General features: G+C 35.6%; 21 protein-coding genes. 5 read left to right on the top strand and 16 right to left on the bottom strand.

The window, feature by feature from the left end; translation table 11 throughout:
• Window positions 1–16: 16 nt before the first annotated feature.
• On the bottom strand, window positions 17–1321 hold the full coding sequence (murC, locus tag KHA87_RS11185) for a UDP-N-acetylmuramate--L-alanine ligase (protein WP_213094127.1): 1305 nt from the start codon (window positions 1319–1321) through the stop codon (window positions 17–19).
• Window positions 1322–1658: 337 nt separating this feature from the next.
• On the bottom strand, window positions 1659–4535 hold the full coding sequence (locus tag KHA87_RS11190) for a DNA translocase FtsK (protein WP_213094128.1): 2877 nt from the start codon (window positions 4533–4535) through the stop codon (window positions 1659–1661).
• 220 nt (window positions 4536–4755) lie between these two features.
• Between KHA87_RS11190 and KHA87_RS11195 the strand changes: the two genes are divergently transcribed.
• Window positions 4756–5343 carry a YhcN/YlaJ family sporulation lipoprotein gene (locus KHA87_RS11195; protein ID WP_213094129.1) on the top strand — a complete coding sequence of 196 codons (588 nt, stop codon included), beginning with the start codon at window positions 4756–4758 and terminating at the stop codon, window positions 5341–5343.
• A gap of 61 nt (window positions 5344–5404) precedes the next feature.
• Here KHA87_RS11195 and KHA87_RS11200 read toward each other — a convergent pair whose 3' ends face one another.
• The 6 genes from KHA87_RS11200 to KHA87_RS11225 all read right to left on the bottom strand — a co-directional run bounded on the left by KHA87_RS11200 (window position 5405) and on the right by KHA87_RS11225 (window position 11189).
• Window positions 5405–6202, bottom strand: a complete 798-nt coding sequence (locus KHA87_RS11200) for a DUF1444 domain-containing protein (protein WP_213094326.1) — start codon at window positions 6200–6202, stop codon at window positions 5405–5407.
• A gap of 90 nt (window positions 6203–6292) precedes the next feature.
• A complete protein-coding gene (locus KHA87_RS11205; protein ID WP_213094130.1) occupies window positions 6293–6610 on the bottom strand; it encodes a thioredoxin family protein in 318 nt (105 codons plus the stop codon).
• A gap of 18 nt (window positions 6611–6628) precedes the next feature.
• Window positions 6629–7135 (bottom strand): hypothetical protein, encoded by a 507-nt coding sequence (locus tag KHA87_RS11210; RefSeq protein ID WP_213094131.1) that lies wholly within the window; start codon window positions 7133–7135, stop codon window positions 6629–6631.
• An 86-nt stretch (window positions 7136–7221) separates the two neighbouring features.
• Window positions 7222–7743 (bottom strand): DUF84 family protein, encoded by a 522-nt coding sequence (locus KHA87_RS11215; protein ID WP_213094132.1) that lies wholly within the window; start codon window positions 7741–7743, stop codon window positions 7222–7224.
• Window positions 7744–7999: 256 nt separating this feature from the next.
• A complete protein-coding gene (locus KHA87_RS11220; protein WP_213094133.1) occupies window positions 8000–9070 on the bottom strand; it encodes a M42 family metallopeptidase in 1071 nt (356 codons plus the stop codon).
• 235 nt (window positions 9071–9305) lie between these two features.
• Window positions 9306–11189 carry an LTA synthase family protein gene (locus KHA87_RS11225; RefSeq protein ID WP_213094134.1) on the bottom strand — a complete coding sequence of 628 codons (1884 nt, stop codon included), beginning with the start codon at window positions 11187–11189 and terminating at the stop codon, window positions 9306–9308.
• Between the two features lie 152 nt (window positions 11190–11341).
• Here KHA87_RS11225 and KHA87_RS11230 point away from each other — a divergent pair, with 152 nt between their 5' ends.
• Window positions 11342–11656: a PepSY domain-containing protein gene (locus KHA87_RS11230; protein ID WP_213094135.1), complete on the top strand. Its 315-nt coding sequence runs from the start codon at window positions 11342–11344 to the stop codon at window positions 11654–11656.
• Between the two features lie 53 nt (window positions 11657–11709).
• Here KHA87_RS11230 and KHA87_RS11235 read toward each other — a convergent pair whose 3' ends face one another.
• Together KHA87_RS11235 and trmB are read right to left on the bottom strand one after the other, a co-directional pair.
• Window positions 11710–12552, bottom strand: coding sequence for a YtnP family quorum-quenching lactonase (locus KHA87_RS11235; RefSeq protein ID WP_213094136.1), 843 nt, complete (start codon window positions 12550–12552; stop codon window positions 11710–11712).
• A 257-nt stretch (window positions 12553–12809) separates the two neighbouring features.
• Entirely contained in the window at window positions 12810–13454 is a 645-nt protein-coding gene (gene trmB, locus KHA87_RS11240; RefSeq protein ID WP_213094137.1) for a tRNA (guanosine(46)-N7)-methyltransferase TrmB, read from the bottom strand.
• 251 nt (window positions 13455–13705) lie between these two features.
• Here trmB and KHA87_RS11245 point away from each other — a divergent pair, with 251 nt between their 5' ends.
• Window positions 13706–13984 carry a YtzH-like family protein gene (locus KHA87_RS11245; protein ID WP_213094138.1) on the top strand — a complete coding sequence of 93 codons (279 nt, stop codon included), beginning with the start codon at window positions 13706–13708 and terminating at the stop codon, window positions 13982–13984.
• On the opposite strand, the gene KHA87_RS11250 is transcribed toward KHA87_RS11245, so the two are convergent.
• The 3 genes from KHA87_RS11250 to thpR form a co-directional block, all read right to left on the bottom strand.
• Complete coding sequence (locus KHA87_RS11250) at window positions 13981–14760, bottom strand: phosphotransferase family protein (protein WP_249310262.1); 780 nt, start codon at window positions 14758–14760, stop codon at window positions 13981–13983. The genes KHA87_RS11245 and KHA87_RS11250 overlap by 4 nt on opposite strands.
• Window positions 14761–15043: 283 nt before the next feature.
• A complete protein-coding gene (locus KHA87_RS11255) occupies window positions 15044–16006 on the bottom strand; it encodes an NERD domain-containing protein (protein ID WP_213094140.1) in 963 nt (320 codons plus the stop codon).
• 2 nt (window positions 16007–16008) lie between these two features.
• Window positions 16009–16590 (bottom strand): RNA 2',3'-cyclic phosphodiesterase, encoded by a 582-nt coding sequence (gene thpR, locus KHA87_RS11260; RefSeq protein WP_213094141.1) that lies wholly within the window; start codon window positions 16588–16590, stop codon window positions 16009–16011.
• Window positions 16591–16740: 150 nt separating this feature from the next.
• Between thpR and KHA87_RS11265 the strand changes: the two genes are divergently transcribed.
• Window positions 16741–16896 carry a hypothetical protein gene (locus KHA87_RS11265; RefSeq protein ID WP_213094333.1) on the top strand — a complete coding sequence of 52 codons (156 nt, stop codon included), beginning with the start codon at window positions 16741–16743 and terminating at the stop codon, window positions 16894–16896.
• A gap of 200 nt (window positions 16897–17096) precedes the next feature.
• On the opposite strand, the gene dat is transcribed toward KHA87_RS11265, so the two are convergent.
• Window positions 17097–17960 (bottom strand): D-amino-acid transaminase, encoded by an 864-nt coding sequence (gene dat / locus KHA87_RS11270; RefSeq protein ID WP_213094142.1) that lies wholly within the window; start codon window positions 17958–17960, stop codon window positions 17097–17099.
• Window positions 17961–18140: 180 nt separating this feature from the next.
• A complete protein-coding gene (pepV, locus tag KHA87_RS11275; protein WP_213094143.1) occupies window positions 18141–19574 on the bottom strand; it encodes a dipeptidase PepV in 1434 nt (477 codons plus the stop codon).
• A 382-nt stretch (window positions 19575–19956) separates the two neighbouring features.
• Here pepV and KHA87_RS11280 point away from each other — a divergent pair, with 382 nt between their 5' ends.
• Window positions 19957–20178, top strand: coding sequence for a DeoR family transcriptional regulator (locus KHA87_RS11280; protein ID WP_213094144.1), 222 nt, complete (start codon window positions 19957–19959; stop codon window positions 20176–20178).
• Window positions 20179–20442: 264 nt separating this feature from the next.
• Here the strand turns inward: KHA87_RS11280 and KHA87_RS11285 are convergent, their stop codons facing one another.
• Complete coding sequence (locus KHA87_RS11285; protein ID WP_213094145.1) at window positions 20443–21174, bottom strand: pseudouridine synthase; 732 nt, start codon at window positions 21172–21174, stop codon at window positions 20443–20445.
• Window positions 21175–21251 lie beyond the last annotated feature (77 nt).

Below are 21251 nucleotides of genomic sequence, written 5' to 3' on the forward strand. Positions count from 1 at the left end.
TTGCAGCCTTTTTATTTTATTTTGCTTGAAGCATATTTTCATATGCCTTTTGAAACTTTTGAATATCTCCAGCACCCATAAACAAAAATACGCTATTATCAAGTTGTAATAATGGAGATGTATCTTCTTCTGAAAGGATTTTGGATCCTTCAATCTTTTCTTGTAAGTCTTTAATCGTTAATTTCCCATGATTTTCTCTAGCGGAACCAAAGATTTCACATAAGAAAACATCATCTGCCATACTAAGGCTTTCAGCAAATTCATTTAAAAATGTCTGTGTTCTCGTAAAGGTATGCGGTTGAAAAACAGCAACAATATTACGATCAGGAAATTTTTGTCGTGCAGCGTCAATGGTCGCTTTAATCTCAGTTGGATGATGTGCATAATCATCAATAACGATTTGGGATCCAATCTGTTTTTCCGTAAAGCGCCTCTTTACTCCCTGAAATGATTTGATATGCTCCTGAATAGCTTCTGTTTCAAACCCTTCATAATGACATAAGGCAATAATAGATAATGCATTAAGTACATTATGATCACCAAATGTCGGTATCTCAAAGGATGCATAGAAATTATTGCGGACAAACACATCGAATTTGGTTCCGGTCGTTTCTTTTATAATGTTTGTTGCTTGGAAATCGTTTTCTTCCTCAAATCCATAAAAAAGAACCGGTACTTTTGCTTGAATTTTTTGCAATTGTTCGTCGTCCCCATAAGCAAAAATTCCTTCTTTCACTTGTAATGCCAGCTCTTGAAATGCAGAGAATACATCGTCAATATTAGCAAAGTAATCCGGATGATCAAAATCAATATTCGTCATTATAGCATAATCTGGAAAATAGGAAAGAAAATGCCTTCTATATTCACATGCTTCGAACACGAAGTACTCAGCATTTTTCACACCACTTCCAGTACCATCTCCTATGAGATAGGAGGTTGGTCTTACATTTTTCATTACATGTGCTAACAATCCAGTTGTACCAGTTTTTCCGTGTGCTCCAGTAACAGCTACACTTGTGAATTGTTGCATAAAGTCACCTAGAAATTTATGGTAACGAATAACTGGAATCCCTTTATTTAATGCTTCTTCAATTTCTTCATGTGTATCAGGAAAAGCATTTCCTGCTATTACCGTCAAACCAGGCTGAATATTTTCACGCTGGAAGGGCAATATTTTTATACCTGAATCTTCCAAGGCTTTCTGGGTAAAAAAATACTTTTCATAATCTGATCCTTGCACCTCATAACCCATATCATGCAGTATTTGTGCCAAAGAACTCATTCCGGAACCCTTAATGCCTACGAAATGGTATACAGTCATAATAGAACCTCCAACAATGTCTATATGTATGCATTATATGACAAAGACTATTTTTTGCTAAGAAAAAACCTGCAATTTTACATTAGTATGTATAGCAATAAATTGCCGAATAATTTCGTTTCATGTCTTCGCCATATTATCTATACGAAAAACATACTTAATTATTATAGCACTTTTTATAATTGGTGACTATGGTATCTTCGGAGGAGTTATTTGTACAGATAGCATTCCCTTTTTTAGGGATTTTTATCTTAAGAATACGAATGCAATGCAAACTTATATGCTAATTTAAAAAAAGATCGGGGCACTGAATATAACGCCCCGACTAGCATTCTTTTTAAACCTCCGACGTTCCGGAAAGAATTTCATATTCCTCTTTTGAAATCAAAATATCCCTAGGTTTGCTACCCTTCGCCTCCGAGATAATCCCTTGCTGTTCCATCATTTCAATCAAGCGCGCCGCCCGATTATAGCCAATCCTAAAGTTTCTTTGAATAAGGGAAGTAGAGGCAGCTCCTTGTTCCATAACAAACTCACATACATCTTGAAAAATTTCATCCTCTTCATCTTGGATGATCGCTTTTTTCAACAATTCCTCTTGTTCAAACAAGTAATCAGGCTTTCTCTCGGCACGTACGTGGGCAACTACGTTATCAATTTCTTCATCCGATACATATGTGCCTTGTAATCGTACAGGCTTAGATGATCCATTTTCTAAGAAGAGCATATCTCCCCGTCCTAATAATCTTTCAGCTCCACTAATATCGATAATTGTTCTCGAGTCTACTTGCGAGGAGACAGAGAACGCAATTCTCGTTGGAACATTTGCTTTAATGAGCCCAGTAATGACATCAACGGATGGCCGCTGTGTTGCAATAATTAAGTGAATTCCACAAGCTCTTGCCTTTTGGGCAATCCGGCATATTGCTTCCTCTACATCAGTTGGTGCCATCATCATTAAATCTGCAAGCTCATCTATGACAATCACAATAAATGGCAGCTTTTGATTAAATTGCCTACTTTGTTCTGCGAGTTCATTGTATCGCTGAATTTCTCGGACACCAGTATGAGCAAATAGTTCATATCTTCTTTCCATTTCCTCCACTGCCCATTTCAATGCTGCCGTAGCTGCTTTTACGTCGGTTATTACAGGGCTGACTAAATGTGGAATGTAATTATAGGGTGCGAGTTCCACCATTTTTGGGTCAATCATCAATAGCTTTAGTTCATCCGGAGTTGATTTATATAATAAGCTTACCAATATCGAATTAATACAAACACTTTTACCAGATCCTGTGGCACCGGCAATTAATCCATGCGGCATTTTCCTTAAGTCCGTAATAACCGGTTTCCCGGAAATATCCAGTCCTAAAGCAGCAGTCAACGGTGAATCACTGTTTTGAAATATTTCGCTGGAAATAATTTCGCTAATATAGACTGGCCTGCTATCAGCATTAGGGAGTTCAATTCCGATGGTATGCTTGCCTGGAATTGGTGCCTCAATACGAATATCTTTTGCAGCTAGGCTCAGCTTAATATCATCACTTAAATTAGTTATTTTATTAACCTTTACACCTGGCTCAGGCTGGACCTCAAATCTTGTTACGGATGGACCTTGACTTACATTTACGACCTTAGCACGAACATTAAAGCTCATTAAAGTTTCATCTAGTAGCTCACTTTGCCTTAATACCCATTGCGTATCTAATTCATGTAAAACAGGAGGATTTAATAATGTTGGGGACGGAAAAACATAGTCCTCTAATACATATTCCTCTGTTGCTTCCATGCTTGCTGCTGATTCAGATTTTGAAATCAGAAGTTCCTCTGGCAATTGTTTATGAGCTAATTTTTCTCGATCTTTTTTGAGCATTATCACATTGAATGGTATATGAGAGCGGACAGATGAATCACCACTTTTTCCTAATTCTTCCTCAGATTCCGTCTCCGGTTCCACTTCGTTCATTTCATATGATGGAAACGATTCATTTTCCATATTTTCCGCTGATTTACTATGAAACAATTCGGATTGCTCATCTTCTATTAGTTCATCCAATGATGTATCATTAATCTTTGGGATTTGCTCTTGCTCGACTTTCTCTCCCATGAATTTATAATCTCTCACTAGGGTCTGCTCATATTCTGTTTCCACTTCCATGGATTTATCATCAATTACTATGGATTGCTCACATGCTTCTTCCTCTTCCATAATTTCATCAGCAATCATTGTTGACTGCTCTTGTTCCACACTCTTCATGAATTGATTCTCTTTCACCGGGGATTGCTCACATGCTGTTTCCTCATCCATAGTTTCATCAGCAATCATTGTTGACTTTTTTTCTTGTTCCACGCTCTCCTTGTATTCATTCTCATTCACTGAGGATTGTTCACGTGCTGTTTCTTCATCCATAGTTTCATCAGCAATCATTATTGACTGCTCTTGTTCTATGCTCTCCATGAATTCATTCTCTTTCACTGAGGATTGCTCACATGCTTCTTCCTCTTCCATAATTTCATCACCAATTATGCGGGGTTGCTCTTGTTCATCTTCCTCGTCCATAGATTTATGATACATCTTTGCGGATTGTTCATATTCTACTTCTTTATCTTTTGGTTCATTATAAAAGTATTGAGAATGCCGCTCCAGTTCATTCGAAATCGAATGAATTATTGCCGGTTCCAATTCCTGTACTGATTCTACAATTTCATCGTTTTTAAAATCGGTTTGATGACTTTTGGAAAGCTTTGAGTCTCTTCCTACGTTTTCACCTAGAATATTGTCCTTTAAGCCATTTACAAAATCATTTGTTTTAATTCTTTTCGGTGGCTTATTAAAACCATAAACCGGTGAAGGAATTTCTGTAGGGCGAAACGGTTGTTTTATTTTTGGTTCAATTTTCACATGATTTCTCTCATGTGGAACTCGGGGAGCTGATTTTTCAGAAGGACGACTGACCTTACTCTGTGATTGTTTCTCTTTTACTGCATAATTGGGTTTAATCTTCGGCTCATGTGAATTTGTTTGCGTTATATTATTTTTTTCTTCCAAATGTAATGGAAAGCGAAAATTTCCTTTTGGATATTGATATGTAACTTTAGTTTCCATTTGTCCAGCTTGTTCATTTTGCTTTGATTTAATATTATTTTCAGATTCCTCATAATCAGCCTCTTCATGAGAACCAAATAATTTCATTATGTTTTTAAACCAACTCATCTTATCACTCTTTCTATTGTTCAACCTTTCCCATATAAATTAAAAAATGGCATAAGGTATCTCTACTATTCATTATACAGGGATATAGCGAAATTTCGAGGTATTTTCTTTTGGAGTAAAAAAATAAGAAAATAAGCCGCCTATTATAACAATATTTAGCAGAATAAATCGATTTTTGTATGGAAAATTAATAAGGATTAACGAAAAAAAGGAGGTTTTTATGTTGAAATTCGTTAAAACAGTTATATCTATTGGTATTGCATCAAGCTTATTATTAGGATGTACCAACAATAACAACGGAAAAAGCAATGTAAGTCCTGTACGTTATAATCCAAATACAAACACGGATAATAACAACAATATGGACCGTGTAAGCTATAACGACAATTTAGGTCCTGGAGCCAACGTTAACTACCGTAATCGTACAGACAATCTTGGCACAGATGTCAGCTATAACCGATATAACAATAGAGGCAACTATAGGATTGCCAAAGAAGCTGCCGACCGAGTAGCAAATTTAAAAGAGGTCGATAGAGCAAATGTATTGGTGACAGGAAACAATGCATATGTTGCGGTATTGTTGGACGATCGTTCCAGAAATGAATTACCAAGAACATTTAAAAATAAAATTTCAAATGAAGTAAGAAAAGCAGACAATTCGATTGATAATGTATATGTAACAACGAACCCTGATTTTTATGATCGTGTGACTGATTATGGAAGAGAACTGCAAAGTGGACATCCAGTTAGAGGATTATACGATCAAATTAGCGGTACCATTAAAAGGGTATTCCCAAATAACAGGTAAGAAAATAATTGCGAATTAAACATGAAGCAAAGCAAAGGGTCAGCTAATCACTGACCTTTTGTTATTTATTTCTACGATTTTTCGCCATAATAAAAATAGGCTCCAGCTCTCCATCTTCATACATGAAGGATAAAGCTGTAATTGGAACATGACCGTTTGTAAAGAAACTCATTGTCATTTGAGCTAAAATATCATAGCCTGTTTCATTTTGAATATCACATATGATTAATACATCCTGATGAGGGACAGCAATAGCCATCTCACCTTTTATTTTTTCTGAGGTTTCCTTTAAAAACCGATCATTTAATATCCTGCTTGCATCATAACCATCATTTGTATTCAAAAAATAAAAATCATTTCCTGCTACTGTATCTTTTTTCATTTCCGTTGATAGGGAACGAAGATTAAACCTTGCGATTTCACGGATTTTATCCTGATCCCATCCTTCTTTTTGCAATAACTCTTCATCCACTAATCGATAAGTATTTCCCAAATCTAGAGCATAGTAAATTCGAGTTTCTGCTGTATGCTCATCCGTAATAAAATTATTTCCATCGGACGATTGTTGTGGAAATGAGGTAGAGCGTATGACTGGAAAGATTTTTTTTTCGTTTCCTGCCATTCTTTGGTCTTTTCCCATGACACCTAATGCTTCCTCGACATAATATACTACTTCATTAATTGCTTTTTCTTGTTGTTCATGCCATTTTGAGACAGCACTGGCTAAGGATACAGTAATTCCTTTTCCTGTTTCCTTATTTTCAATCCGAATAGTTTCTTTTTCACGATCATACTGAATACTGCGATTTTCTTGTTGCAGCCTTGTTTCCAGCTCTCTTTTCATTTTTTTTGTATCCATTTTCACCTTTTATCATCCTCTTTGCTAAGAAATTCATTAGCCTTATATTACAGGAAAAAACCTCTATCATAAAGACAGAGGATTTTTCTTTTATTGTTCCAGTCCATTAATGAAGTTTTCAATCTCTTCTTTTGTTTTACGATCCTTGCTTACAAATCGGCCAATTTCCTTTCCATCTTTACAAGCAATAAAGCTCGGGATGCCAAAAATGCTTAATTCCCCGCAGAGATCAATAAATTGATCACGATCCACATAAATAAAAGTAAAATCAGGATATTCCTGTTCAATTTCTGGAAGAACAGGTTCTATAAAGCGGCAGTCCGGGCACCAATCCGCTGAAAACAAAAAGATGTGTTTTCCTTCTTTTATTAACTTATGGTATTGCTCCGCAGATGTTAATTTTTCCATAGTGATCCTCCATTACTTCTATTTTTTATAGCTCGCTGAATTAACTATTGTCATCATCCGTTCGGCATCATCAGCAATATTGTCCATGCTGGTTTCCGTTGTCATCTTAATACCACCGATTCCCGCTGTCACTTCATAAAGATTCTTTTTTACCTTGGAGATAAGCAAATAACCAAATTTCTTCTTTGTGGTAAACTGTTTATCCACTGCAAGTCCTTTATTTGGCTTGGAGATTTCGTATATTTCATGGCTTTTTTTATCTTCTTTTTGATTGTAAAATAAAATATAACTTTGTTTACCCCTGTTAATAATAATATTATTTGGGGATTTCTTATTAACATGCATTCCAAATGGCAGATAAAATTTTATCTGTTTTGCGGATTCTTTTGCCGTTTTTGGTTGGCTGGAAAAGACTTCGCTTACATTTTTAATTGCAACCTTTTTTTGTTCCTTTATGGTGGTACTGCAGCCGGATATTAGGCATGCCATTAATAATAAAATTAATCCCACTATTAATTTACGCAAAATAATATTTTCCCCCTATGCACTTGGGTCTTCCATACTATTTTAGCTTTTTCAGACAAATCTTGACAAGTATAGAATTTTTCTGCTCAATGCTTTAAGTCTTGAAACTGATATTGACCTATTAATAATTTCATGACATGAACAAACATTTCCTCTCGAGTCACAAGTCCATTCGTAAAAATTCCTACTGCACCTTCTTTTTTGCGAACGTTTTGCTTATGAGCGTAGTCATCCATTACTGGTCCTAGCTCGTTACCAGTTCTCAGGCGTGCAGAAATTTCTTCAGGCAATATGAACCTTGCTCCTCCCGCAATAATAGGGTTACTTCCTTTTACAATTAGCGCTCCCCAATTACATATGCTTAAGCCATATTTCGTTTCTGTTACTCCACCTTCAAGACCAATAGCTATATCCATTTTCGGGTCCATTAAACAATTTTCAGCTCTTTGAATTGCCCCTTTGATTGTTTCTTCATCTGAAAAAGGCTGTGCACTTACTCCTGAAGGAACATCCATGGGTTGTAAGTTTATATCAACCTTGATCTCCTTAAAAGCAAGCTTAACTGCATTTATTTTTGCCGGGTTTTCCGAACCAATTGCAACGAACATTAGAATCTCTCCTTACAACACCTTATGTTTAGTCAAGCGCGATATAATGATTAACATAGGCAATTTTTATATAAACAGTTTTTTCTCGTATATTGTTATAAATCCTCATCAAGGCGTGGTTTCGTAGCATCATTATTTATAGGATTACAGAATCTTATCCTAATATGGAATGGTATAAGATTTTGTTAACAAAAAAAGCAAATATGAAATGAACCTTAAACAAAAGAGAGGAGCAATAAGCTCCTCCACTTCTCCATTATTTAGCTCGAATTGCATCAACTGTTGATTGATCACAGGCTTTTACAAGCTTCACAAGCAGAGCCTTAGCGGCTGCGTAATCATCCACATGGATGATAGAAGCATGTGTATGGATATAACGGGAACAAATTCCCACAACCGCACTTGGTACCCCATCGTTAGAAGTATGGACACGGCCTGCATCCGTACCACCTTGGGAAACAAAATATTGATAAGGAATATTATTGCTTTCCGCTGTATCAAGAACAAATTCACGCATTCCCTTATGTGTTACCATGGAACGGTCGAAAATACGTAATAATGTTCCTTTTCCAAGCTGACCAAACTCATTCTTATCTCCAGATATATCATTTGCAGGACTAGCATCTAGTGCAAAGAAAATATCCGGTTTAATCATATTTGCTGCTGCTTGCGCACCGCGGAGACCTACTTCCTCTTGTACATTAGCTCCTGAATAAAGAGTATTCGGTAATGTTTCACCTTGTAATTCCTTCAATAATTCAATCGATAATCCACAACCGTAACGATTATCCCATGCTTTAGCTAATATTTTCTTTTCATTTGCCATCACTGTGAAAGGACAGATTGGAACAATTTGCTGGCCGGGCTTAACCCCAATTCTAATAACATCTTCTCGATCATCAGCACCGATGTCAATTAGCATATTTTTAATATCCATTGGTTTATTACGCTGGCTGTCTTCTAATAAATGCGGTGGAATGGAGCCAACAACCCCTACAATTGGGCCATTTTCCGTAATAATTTGTACACGTTGAGCTAATAGGACTTGACTCCACCAGCCGCCAAGGGTTTGAAAGCGAATCATTCCATTATCCGTAATGGAAGTTACCATAAAGCCTACTTCATCCATATGACCTGCAACCATAACTGTTGGGCCGTTTTCTTTTCCGCGCTTCACACCAAATATACCGCCTAAACCATCTTGCACCACTTCATCTGCATATTTTGAAAGCTGTTCGCGCATAAATTTTCTAACTTGATGCTCATTTCCAGGTGCTCCAGGCAATTCCGTTAATGTTTTAAATAATTCCAGCGTCTGATTTTCCATGTTCATACCCCTTTACTAATGGCTCATTTCTTACATATTGTTACTTTTGTAATCGAAAATCTTATAAACTTCCTCTTTCGGGTTAGAATCGATATCCATTTTTAAGAAGATACCCCTATTAAGATGTAAAATATTTACGAATAGCAAGCAACAATTTGCAAAAATAGCCTTAACTAATATGTACATTTCCATTTTACAGAACTTTCATACTGCTTGCCAGTCATCTGTTTGAACATTATTTTTTCAGGGCAGGATTTCTAATAATAATTCCATCACTTTCCAAAAAGCGGAGCAAATCCCCAAAAATCACATTATCTGAATACATTAATTCATTTTGTACTTTATCCTGATAAGATGTGCAAAGGTTTCTCTTTACCTTCTCACCAGTTGTTTTGCGGTAGCAGCCATTTTCTAAGTATGCATACTTATTTGTCACAAAACTTCCATCACGGAAAATAACTAAATTTTTCTGATCCGTTGAGAATAAACTTCTGCCAAAGTCAATTGCCTCTTTTTGTGGTTCCACACCCATTATGTCAAAAATGGTTTGCCTTATATCTATTTCGCCACCTAAGGAATTTATTTGTTTTCCTCTTTCACCTGGCACATGAATAATAAAGGGAACCTTTTGAAGATCGAGTTGATCCGTGTTTGAAATTTTCTTCCCTAGTACTGCCTCCAGCTCTTGATCATAGCTTTTGGAGATACCATAATGATCCCCATATAATACGATGATAGAATTATTGTACAAGCCTTCTTTTTTCAGCATTTGAAAAAATTTCTTGATTGCCTCATCCTCATATCGAACTGTTGCAAAATAACGATGAACCAAATCGGCATTATTCTCATCTATGCTTAAATAAAGATCATCTTTATTATCAAGCAAGAATGGAAAATGATTCGTCAAGGTCAAAAATTTAGCATAGAACGGCTGTGGAATATTTTTTAAATAAGGCATGGATTGTTGAAAAAACGGAATATCCTTCAATCCGTAATTCACGGAATTTTCGTTACTCACTTCATAGTCCTTTTTTGAAAAAAAGCGGTCATATCCCAAGGTTTGATACATATTACCTCTATTCCAGAAGGTTTCATCATTACTATGAAAAACGGCACTGTAATAGCCTTGTTCCTTTAAAATTTTCGGCAGTGCATAATAATCATTATGGGGCCTTCTTACAAAAACAGACCCTCCTGAAAGAGGATACAGTCCGTTGTCTATCATAAATTCTGCATCAGATGTTTTTCCTTGTGCAGTCTGATGATAGAAATTTGGAAAGTAATAGCTCTCTTTAATTAATTTATTTAAAAATGGCGTTATTTCTTCACCATTAATTTTCCGATTTAAGACAAAGGATTGGGTCGATTCTAATGAAATTAAAATAAGATTTTTCCCCTTCGCCTGCCCATGATATTCCGATTTAGATAATGCAGAATTATTTTCTTTCTTCAAATAGTTTTCTACTTTATGAATATCATTGCTTTCTGCAAATGCAGATTGAACGAGCATCTTAGAATTAAAGAGGATATCGTATGCATGATAATTGAAGGTTCCAATCGTTTTTACTAGAAGCTCCCTATCATATGTTTTCTTATAAAGGCTTGGATTTTCAACTTCACCGCCCACTAACACTGTTAAAATCATCATGATGCTAACAGCTAATGAAGCTCGAGATTGTTTCTTTGATAGTATTTGGGATGTATGGATGAATTTCATTCCAAACCAAATAAGAAATAATAAATCTATAATAAGTAGCGGGTCTGTCCATCTTAATAATTCTACTGTGCTCTGACTTAGTCCACCTACATTTTGAAATTGAAACAACACTGGTACTGTCACATAATCTATGTAAAATCGATAATAAAGGATGTTTCCAAAAAGTATACCAGTCAATATCGTATACATGACCAGCATTAACGTACGTCTAAATTTTTTAGAAAAAAAGAAACTTATTCCTAGTAAAAAGGTAATCGAGCCAATTGGGTTTATTAACATAAATATTATTTCCAAAAATGATTTACTCCGTAAATCAAATTCGAAGAAATAGACAAGAATTGTTTTAACAGACAATAATAATACTGCCAATATATAAAAAGTAAACTCACTCCATTTTTTCATCTTGCATCCTCACCCCGCTTTCTATATAGTAAAAAATTGGACAACATATTACAAGAAAAATCATTTTATATTTTAAATGTTACGAAAATGATAAACATGATATACTAAAATTGTAATGGGACAGGACACTTAAAAACAGGAGGTTTACATATATGACCTGGAAATCCTTTATTAGTGGTCTTGCTATAGGGGCAATTAGCGGTTATTTATTAAATGAAGCAGTAAAGAAGAACACTACACTCTCCAGTGAAACTGTGTTAGCAAATGTAAAGAAAGCATTTAAAGAAGAAGGACCCATCGATGGGTCTTGGATTCAAATGACAAAAGAGGATTTTGCCAGATATGCTGTTAAAACAAAGATTTATCGCGGTGGAATCACAACGAATCAAAATGGAGAAAGAAAGCAATTTGAATTTATTGCAGACGCATATACAGGCAGTGTATTAGATGTATATCCGATCTCTTAAAGTACATAACTAGTAAGGAAGGAGAGTCCTATGACCCTCCTTCCTTATTTAATTTAGAGCTCACATTTTACAGCATCGATTAGATTGCCCTCTTCATCCCATTTTATCGCACGGTAAATTGCATCATGATAAAAAATAAACCATGCACCATCTTGAATCGCTTCTTTAATCCATTTTTCTTTTGCAAAAATAGAGGTCATTGGATAATCATCATAAGCCATCACCCATAATGGATTTTGATGTGCATGCGTCGGCATAATGTCAGCCATATGAATTGCCTTTTCTCCATTACTTTCAATAAGGATGATAGAATGCCCGTCACTATGCCCCCCTGTATGAACCATTCGTAGTGCTCCTTCAATCAATACTTCATTTTGAAACGGCACAACCTGAGACTCGATTGCTTCCCAGTTCTCTTTCCAATACGTACTTTTTGAACGAATATTAGGTTGCTTCATTTCGTCCCATTCTATTTGCGAAGTATAAATGATAGCATTGGGAAACACGGATACATATCGATCTTCTTTCGGTTTTGTGAGTCCACATACATGGTCAAAATGCAAATGTGTCATGCAAATTATATCGATGTCTTCTGGAGTAATTCCTAGATCCTTCAACGATTCCTCCAGCTTCGATTCTTCTGTAACACCAAAATTTCTCTTTTGCTTCTCTGTTAATTTGCCATTTCCAATTCCAGACTCTATTAAAATATTCTTACCATTAATCTGCAGGAATATCGGATGGGTTAATAAAGGAATTTGATTGTTCTCATTGACTGGGTATTTTTTCGACCATAATGCTTTTGGAACAACACCAAACATTGCTCCTCCATCCAGATGAGTGATTCCTCCATTTAACCATTTCAATGTTATGTCGCCGATTGTTAGCGTTTGCATTTTTACTCCCTCCCTACTATTCTCTTTATTTTACCATTATAAGAGGTTCTTTCTTAAATAATAAAGCTTATATAAAGTATATTTTTTCTAAAATTCTTTACAAGAATTGAACTCATTAACAAAACGCTATCGCCATCCGACATTCATCCCCCACCTACACACTGGGCTTCGCCTTTCCGTCTTTCAGTCGGAAAACGATAAAATAATGAAAAAAATACCTTCTTGCAAAAATGCTCGATAGAAGGTATTTTACAATTTTATTTATTTTGGTATTGTACTTCACATCGGTAGATTCGCTGACCCCGTGAGGAAAACTTTTCCTCATACTCCGTCATGATATTATTTTCGAAGTCACTGTTGTGTAAATCGAGGCTTACAAATTTCAATAAAAGTCCATATTCCGAAAAACTCATTAAGGAAAATTCGAACAGCCCTTGATTGTCTGTTTTAAAATGAATTTCACCATTGTTTACAAGAATATCCTCATATAATTTTAAAAAGGTTTTATACGTAAGTCTCCGCTTTTCATGGCGTTTTTTTGGCCATGGATCAGAGAAATTCAAATAAACCCTGTCTACATCGCCTTTTGCAAAGAAGTCCCTCAAATTAGAACCGTCTACATTAAGAAGCTTAAGGTTTGACAGCGGTTCTTCAATTATTTTATCAAGCGCAGAAACAATAACACTGTCTTGCATCTCAATTCCAATGTAATTTATATCCGGATTTGCCTTTGCCATCCCATATATAAACTGCCCTTTGCCGGTGCCAACCTCAATGTGGATAGGTCGGTTATTTTGAAAGATTTCACTCCATTTATTTTTAAAGTTTTCAGGGTTTTGCACAACATATTCTGAATACTCCCGAAGCTTATCCTTTGCCCATGGTTTATGTCTCAGACGCAATTTACACACCTCATTTAATATTATGTTGATTTTTAATTGAATAAAGTTAGAAGAATTTCGAAAAACTATACTGTACCAGAACTAATCCTCTAGCCGATGGCTGCTTAGGCTAAATGTAGACGATTTTCCGACAGTTATACAAAAAGGTTAATTTTAATAATTTCCTAAAACGCAAGAACGAAACTGGCCGGTTCGCCAGTTTCGTTGCCTACGATTTTTAAAATAATGATGTTGAAAGGAATGTACTCAAAATGCCACTAAGTCATCGAGACCAAATGACATTAATAAAAGATATATTAAGCAATCATCAAACGGACGCCTGCGGTTCCGTTGCCGAATGTGAACAATTAAAAAGACTGGTAAAATCTCTTTTAGTAAATCCAAGTATAAATAATAATATTAGACCGATTTTAGAGCAAGTATATTCCTATAGTCAAGACGGAATGAATACTCAGCATTTGGATGACCATATCCTATCCAATCAAAATAATCTTTCCAAGTGGGTGGAGGATATGAATTCATATTCCTAGCCTTTCATAACTTCCTGTAAAAATTGAATCCAATTGTTCATTTCATGAAAACGATGCTTATCTTTATGCCACTGAATATATATCAACGCTTGCCTTATTACATGCCACTTCATCCTGAGCAAAAGATTGTCCGTAAAATCTATACCATATTGGTCTAGCCACTGGGACCAATTTTCACGTGGGATATAAAGGTAAAGAAGCATGCCTATATCTAATGCAGGGTCAGCAATTACCGGGCCATCCCAATCAATTAAATATAATTCATCATCATCCGAAAGCAGCCAATTATTATGATTAATATCGCTGTGACAAACGACAAATTCTGTATTTTTAACGTTATTCAGTTCACTTTTAAGAAATCTCATTGCAGCACTAGCATTGGGGAGTTGTATAATTTCGTGATCGATGCTGCTTTCCAGCTCTAGAAGCATCTTTCCCGGTTCAAATGAAGCCTTTCCTAATCGTTGAAGCATCGAAACTAATGGAGTAGAATCATGTATCTTCTTCAAAAGCTTTGCAACACGTTCTTGGCTCATTTCTTCAGGCTTTAATTCTCTGCCGTTTAACCATGCTTGAGCTGTTATGACATCCCCATTTTCCATCCTTTTTGTCCAAACGAGCTTCGGAACAATTCCTTCAGCTGAAAGAACTGCTAAAAAAGGAGATGAATTTCTTTTCAAAAATAATTTCTGTTCTTGATGTTTGGCAAAGAATGCTTCTCCTGTTGCCCCCCCAGCCGGAGTTATTTCCCAGCCATGACCAAGTATGTGTTCCAACTTCATTCACCTTCAGTTTCATTCGCATGTATCTCTCATACGACTCATCTTAAATCAATATTATATACTAAAATAAGTAAAAAACCTATTGTTTCATTAATGGTAAACAGAAAAAAAGATAGCTATTGAAACAATATTAGACAACAATAGCCATCTTTTAATAAATTTTATCGCTTTTTGACTTTTTTCGTCAAGGTGATTTTTCGCATTCCTTTTTTATCCAATGCGCTTTTCTTAAATAAAGATGCTAAGTAAGCGATTTCTGCCCTGTTCAGAGTTCCAATCAGTTTAAATTTTCCTCTTCAAAAGGATCTAGACTTTCTTCATCCCATTCCATTCTTTTGAAACTGGCAGTTTGACAATAGTCAAGAAGGATTTTTGCCGCTTTCAGCTGCATATGTTTTAGCGGAGCACGGGTATTTCTCATCTGCTCGAACCATTTCGGATACTCCCGTTTTTCCAAAATAGATAAATCGTATGGCTTCTCTGGGAAATCTATGTATCCGTTTCTGCAAACAATTGCTTTTTTTATTGGAAGATCCACTTGATAATGAGATAAAATTTGCTGTACAATTTTAGTCATCCTATTTAAAGAAATCATTGGGTTCAGCACTTTCCTCTCGCTTTTATTGGATCTTTTTAACCAGAACCGATCAGTGGAGCCTAAGAATACCGCATCCTTCTCTTCTTCCAGAAAAGTAATACACCATATTTCCATTGGGGTGATTAAAATTATCTCCATTTCAACAGGTGCTTTTTTCAATAATAAAACTGGCTCGTACAAAAGGAGAAATGTATCCGGAAATCTTTGTAGAAAAGTATGTAATTTATCATCATAATAATATTTCATATGAATATTTGATTTTTCATATATGGTGGAACTTGCCCATTTTAATTGGAAATTAAATAACTGATCCAAGAATATTTGCTTCAATTCATCTTCTGTATCAGGCCGGAACGATAAGAGTGGAGCAAATTGGAGGGAGTTATTCGGTTTAATTTCCACTTCTTCTTGAATCTCTATTTTTTCTTTTTTAAATAAGCCTGTCACCTTATTTAACAGATTTGTTTTTTTCTTTTCTATTTCTTCCCATTCAAACTCTTCATAATGAAGGGAGTTTGTTTCCCATGCTTTCTTCAATTTTTCCCATTGCTGCTTTTTCAATCGAATATACTGAGAAGGGTACCGGAATGCATCCTGTTCATACCGTGAAACATAGTCTTGCAGCTTAATTAATTGCGCCAAATTCAGTCCTTCCCCTTTCCAACTGCTGTTTCTAGAAGCTTATATTTTTTCTTTATAACGTATTTAGGAGTTTTGTCTAAATGTGTTTCATATAACACAATATACTGAGCAATAAAATCTTGTCTTACCGATAGTCTTTGTTTCAATTGTTCCAATTGAAACCGATCTTCCCCGGACCAATTTCTTGCGAGCGTAATATGAGGCTTAAATGGTCTCGGATCCAGTTGGAAACCCGTCTTCACACAGGCATCATAAACTTCCTTTCTTAGCTTATTTAAGCTATCTGAAGAAAAAGTATTTGCCCAAAATATTCGTGGTGATTCCTGGCGCCCAAAGACTCCAAATTCATTTAAACATAATGGAAAGCTTTCAGCAGTATATATTGCATTTTGTATGTACTCATCCGCTCTCTCAAGTTGTTCCTTTGTTGCATGGCCTAAAAAAGCCAGAGTAATATGGTAATCCTCTTGATGAACCCATCTTATAAAAGGAAAATCACACTTTATCTCATCGCATTTTTCACGAAGATATTCTTTAATCGATTGAGGCAATAGCAACGCATAAAAATAATGATGTCCTTCCAATTTATAAACCTCTCATTTCTTAATTTATAATTATATTTTAGCAAACTTCTTGCTCATAGACATATTTCTCTTTTTATTGACATATATTGATTTCGAATTATTACTATTTTAATTCATTCACAAAAAATCATTTATGAGGAGAGAATATCGATGAAAATAGGTGATATTGTTGAATATAAAGGAGAAAAATGTGAAATTATTTATTTATATGATAGCGGTTATTGTGAAATAAAAAGACCATTCAGAGTAAATATCCAACTAGTAAAGCAATCTGATATTAGAAAAGCCCAAGCACCGCAGCTCTAGTGTATGGATGCAAGGTTTAGGTAACAAGGTGAATGGTAATTCGTTGTTTCCTTATCTTAGGGGAGAAGACGGAGAAATCCATTTACCGACGGCTGCTAGCACTAGACTTATACTACATGCAACCTATGTAATTGGAATAAAAAACATTATACTTTCCTCTACTCTAAATGAAGACCCGCCAAAAAGGCGGGTTCTAATCATTAATGTGAAAGAGCTTTTTCACATTGTTTTTGGATTTCATCTTCAAAAATTTGTTGAAGCTTTTTCGTGATTTCTCCCGGTTTTCCATTTCCAATTGCGATACTATTTAATCCTACAATCGGCATAATTTCAGAAGTAGTACTAGAAATAAAAACCTCATCTGCTTCTGTTAGTTCACTAACGGAAAACTCTACTTCTTTAACCGGAAATTCATTTTCCTTGCAAATTTTTAAAATGACCTGTCTTGTAATACCATTCAAGATTAAATTTGTTACAGGATGTGTTTTTAAAATTCCATCCTTTACCATAAAGACATTGGAAGAGGAGCCTTCTGTAATCTTATCGCCGCGATGTTGTATAGCTTCATAGCAATCTGCCTCCGCAGCTTTTTGCTTGGCTAAAATATTTCCAAGTAAATTTAAGCTTTTAATATCACATCGTAGCCAGCGGATATCCTCGACAAGTAATCCATTTACTCCGGATTTCATCAAATTTTCGGCACGCTTCATTTCCTTTGTGTATGCAACAAACACTGGTTCAACTTCCTTTTCAGGAAAGCCGTGCTGGCGTGGATAAACTCCTCTTGTAAACTGCAAATAGATGATGCCAGTATCTAGACTATTCACCTTTACTAACTCTTCTAATTTTGAACCAAAGGCATCTTTATCATCCTTTATTTTCAAACCGATTTTTTCTGCACTTTCATATAAACGCTGAATATGCTCATTCTTCGTAAAGAGTTTGCCATTATAGACCCGGATTACTTCGTAGATTCCATCGCCAAATTGATAACCGCGATCTTCTATATCAATTGCAGCAGTAGTTCTATCAACAATTTCTCCATTAAAAATAATTTTAGCCATGGCCCTCTCCCCTTTTCCCTTATTAATTATGGCTATTTTCGCATAGATTGTTTTTTTTCGTATAAGTTCATCAACCCGTATATTCACGACATCTTTTCAGGAAAATGCGAAAATTGACTAGAAACTTAAGTTTTTGCTCCTTATGAAGGTCCAAAAGGAACAAAGTTTATGAAAAGAGCCTTAATTTGTTTTCTCTCCAGCTAGCTCATAAATGGCCTGAGCATAGATTGCAGTTGCTTTCAATAAGTCTTCAATGAACATATACTCATCTTTTTGATGCATAACATCCGGTCTGCCTGGAAAGAGTGCACCAAATGCTACACCGGACTTTAATGAGCGCGCATATGTCCCGCCTCCAATGGACAGTAGTTCCGCTTTTTCCCCTGTTTGCTCTTCATACACTTTCTTTAATGTTTGGATTAATTCATCCTTTTCATCTACATGGTGAGGCTTAGAATCAGAGAAATTTTCAATCGAAAAGCCTTCTTTTGCAACAATCTCTTCGATTTTATTTTTCCCTTCTGTCATGTCAAATGTGACAGGATATCGCATATTTAATCCAAATCTGCCGCCATTATTTTGAGTGTACTCTATTTTTCCGACATTAATCGTCAGCTCGCCAGTAATATCATCCTTATATTGAATACCAAATCCTTCACCGCGGGATTGATCCAATAAATGATTTACTGCAAATTGGATAAATGTTCCGCCTTGTTCATCAAGTATAGTATCTTTTAGGAAGGACGCCAATAACAGACCAGCATTTTTCCCGTTTTTCGGCTCCATACCGTGTGCAGAAATTCCCTCTAATTCTAATATTAATACACCGGATTCTACATAATACTTACCTTTTACCTCTAACTGTTGAAGAAAATCATTGTATTTTTGTAAAATCTCTGTTTGCTTTTCTTTGACTAGAAGTTCTGCTCTAGCAAAATCAGGCACCATATTATATCTTCTTCCAGATTGGAAAGAAATTAATTGAGCAGCCTCCTTTTTATCGGTCTGAACATTACTCGATAGATTTTGAACGATATCATAATCAGATATTCCCTTTTCCGCATATATAATTGGAAAATCTGCATCAGGTGCAAATCCCATATCGGGCATTTCCTCATGCGTGAAATAATGAGATACACATCGCCAGTCACTTTCTTCGTCCGTTCCAATAATCATGCGTACACGTTTTTCTAGTGGAACACCTAGCTCCTTTACAATTTTCATCGCGTAGTAAGCAGCCATTGTTGGCCCTTTATCATCACTGGAGCCACGAGCAAAAATTTTATCGTCCTTCACAACACCGCCATAAGGATCAACAGACCAACCGTCCCCTTCAGGAACGACATCTACGTGACAAAGAATGCCAACTAACTCTTTGCCTTTTCCCATTTCTAGATGACCAGCCAGGTTACCTACATTTTTAGCAGTGAAACCATCCTTCTCTCCTAAATTTAATAAATATTGTAATGCTTCTTTTATCCCAACGCCTAATGGAGCATCTTCAGTTGCATTTTCCTCATCTAGTACACTTTTAATTTGGAGCAGACCTTGTAAATCTTTAATTAAATCATCTTTTCTTTTTAAGACCTCATCCATCCATTGAATTGACATCATATTAACTCCTTTAAACCATGTTTTGAAAAGTTTCTTTATTCCAGATTATTTTACTCCTTTTTATTACTCAATAAAATATATAGTCATTATTTTTTGATATTCCGCTACCAAACCATACCTTAAACCTATACTAATTATTCTTTCTATACATAATATAAGATAAAGTCAATTTCTTAAAATATTAGTAAATTCCCACTATAGACTGGAAATTTATGAAAAGTAGGTGTAGAATGTAATTGTCTGACATCTAAAGTCTTCGAAAAATGTCGAGAAAGAAGGAGTTGTCTGCAAAAAGGTTTTTCAAAGCTTGAAGAGATTTTCTTCAAACCAATTAGTCGTCCGTAGTCTGAAGTCTTTGGAAAAAGGATGAGGGAGTGGTTTTTTGAAACCTTCAACAAACAGGATGTTAACCCGAATTAAATCAATCTATGTGTTTATTAAAGAAAATGGTACTGTAACAACACAGGAGCTGGTGGATGAGTTCGGAATAACTCCACGTACAATTCAAAGGGATTTGAATGTACTTGCTTATAATGACTTAATTAAAAGCCCACACCGTGGGACGTGGACAACAACAGAGAAAAGGGTAAAAATGTCATCATAATAGAAGTAAAGCGTCAGCGCCTAAAGGGAGGAGAGGAAGAACTCCACTAGCCATAGGCGCTGGTGAAATTTGAAGTTCTAATTTCACTTGGTAAAATTTGAAGTTCTAATTTCACTTGGTAAAATTTGAAGTTCTAATTTCACTTGGTAAAATTTGAAGTTCCAATTTCACTTGTAACTAGACAAATACTAATCTAATTTAGTGATCAATTATACAAAAAATTATATATGTGAAAAAAAGAGCTGTCTTATTTGGACAGCTCTTTTAACTTATTTCATTTGGTGTTTGATAATCTTTTAGTAATTGTATTTCCTCATCCGTTAATTCACGATACTGTCCTAGTTGCAGGTCTTCATCCAGCATAAGCGGTCCCATAGAAATGCGTTTTAAATAGACAACTTTTTTTCCTACTGCTTCAAACATTCTTTTTACTTGATGAAATTTTCCCTCTGTAATCGTTAACTCTATATCAGATCGAATGCCTGATTTCAAAATTTTTAATTCTCCTGGCTTCGTGTGATAGCCATCATCTAATATTACCCCTGACTTAAACGCTTCGACATCGGTCTGTAGGACCTTCCCTTCAATGACAGCAAAATAGGTTTTGGGAACGTGCTTCTTCGGAGACAAGAGTCTGTGTGCCAATTGACCATCATTTGTTAATAATAATAGTCCTTCCGTATCTTTATCCAGCCTCCCTACAGGAAATGGATTTTGTACAGAATCTTGTATCTCTAATAAATCAAGGACTGTCTTTTCATGATAATCCTCCGTTGCCGAGATGACTCCTTGCGGTTTATTCATCATCAAATAGATGAATTCTTTATAGACTACTTGCTCCCCATGGATAGTAATAAAGTCATCAGTTGGATTGACATGAGCTTTTCCGTCTTTTACAACCACTTGATTTACCATCACGATACCATCTTTTAATACCTTCTTTACCTCTTTCCTACTACCATAGCCAATATTTGCAAGCAACTTATCCAATCTCAAATAAAACACCTACCTCTTTCGTATCCATAATATTATTTTTTTATAGGCAGCTACCCATACGTAAAACATTCGCCTAC

Source organism: Bacillus sp. FJAT-49736, from assembly GCF_018343615.1.
Lineage (GTDB): Bacteria > Bacillota > Bacilli > Bacillales > Bacillaceae_C > Margalitia.

Coding starts and splice junctions, on each gene's coding strand:
- KHA87_RS11220 (WP_213094133.1), bottom strand. CDS start 9,070: ATGGAAAATCAGACGCTGGAATTATTTAAAACATTAACGGAATTGCCT.
- KHA87_RS11190 (WP_213094128.1), bottom strand. CDS start 4,535: ATGAGTTGGTTTAAAAACATAATGAAATTATTTGGTTCTCATGAAGAG.
- dat (WP_213094142.1), bottom strand. CDS start 17,960: ATGGCTAAAATTATTTTTAATGGAGAAATTGTTGATAGAACTACTGCT.
- KHA87_RS11200 (WP_213094326.1), bottom strand. CDS start 6,202: ATGGATACAAAAAAAATGAAAAGAGAGCTGGAAACAAGGCTGCAACAA.
- KHA87_RS11215 (WP_213094132.1), bottom strand. CDS start 7,743: ATGTTCGTTGCAATTGGTTCGGAAAACCCGGCAAAAATAAATGCAGTT.
- KHA87_RS11265 (WP_213094333.1), top strand. CDS start 16,741: ATGAAAATAGGTGATATTGTTGAATATAAAGGAGAAAAATGTGAAATT.
- KHA87_RS11225 (WP_213094134.1), bottom strand. CDS start 11,189: ATGAAAAAATGGAGTGAGTTTACTTTTTATATATTGGCAGTATTATTA.
- KHA87_RS11230 (WP_213094135.1), top strand. CDS start 11,342: ATGACCTGGAAATCCTTTATTAGTGGTCTTGCTATAGGGGCAATTAGC.
- murC (WP_213094127.1), bottom strand. CDS start 1,321: ATGACTGTATACCATTTCGTAGGCATTAAGGGTTCCGGAATGAGTTCT.
- KHA87_RS11205 (WP_213094130.1), bottom strand. CDS start 6,610: ATGGAAAAATTAACATCTGCGGAGCAATACCATAAGTTAATAAAAGAA.
- KHA87_RS11235 (WP_213094136.1), bottom strand. CDS start 12,552: ATGCAAACGCTAACAATCGGCGACATAACATTGAAATGGTTAAATGGA.
- KHA87_RS11195 (WP_213094129.1), top strand. CDS start 4,756: ATGTTGAAATTCGTTAAAACAGTTATATCTATTGGTATTGCATCAAGC.
- KHA87_RS11245 (WP_213094138.1), top strand. CDS start 13,706: ATGCCACTAAGTCATCGAGACCAAATGACATTAATAAAAGATATATTA.
- pepV (WP_213094143.1), bottom strand. CDS start 19,574: ATGATGTCAATTCAATGGATGGATGAGGTCTTAAAAAGAAAAGATGAT.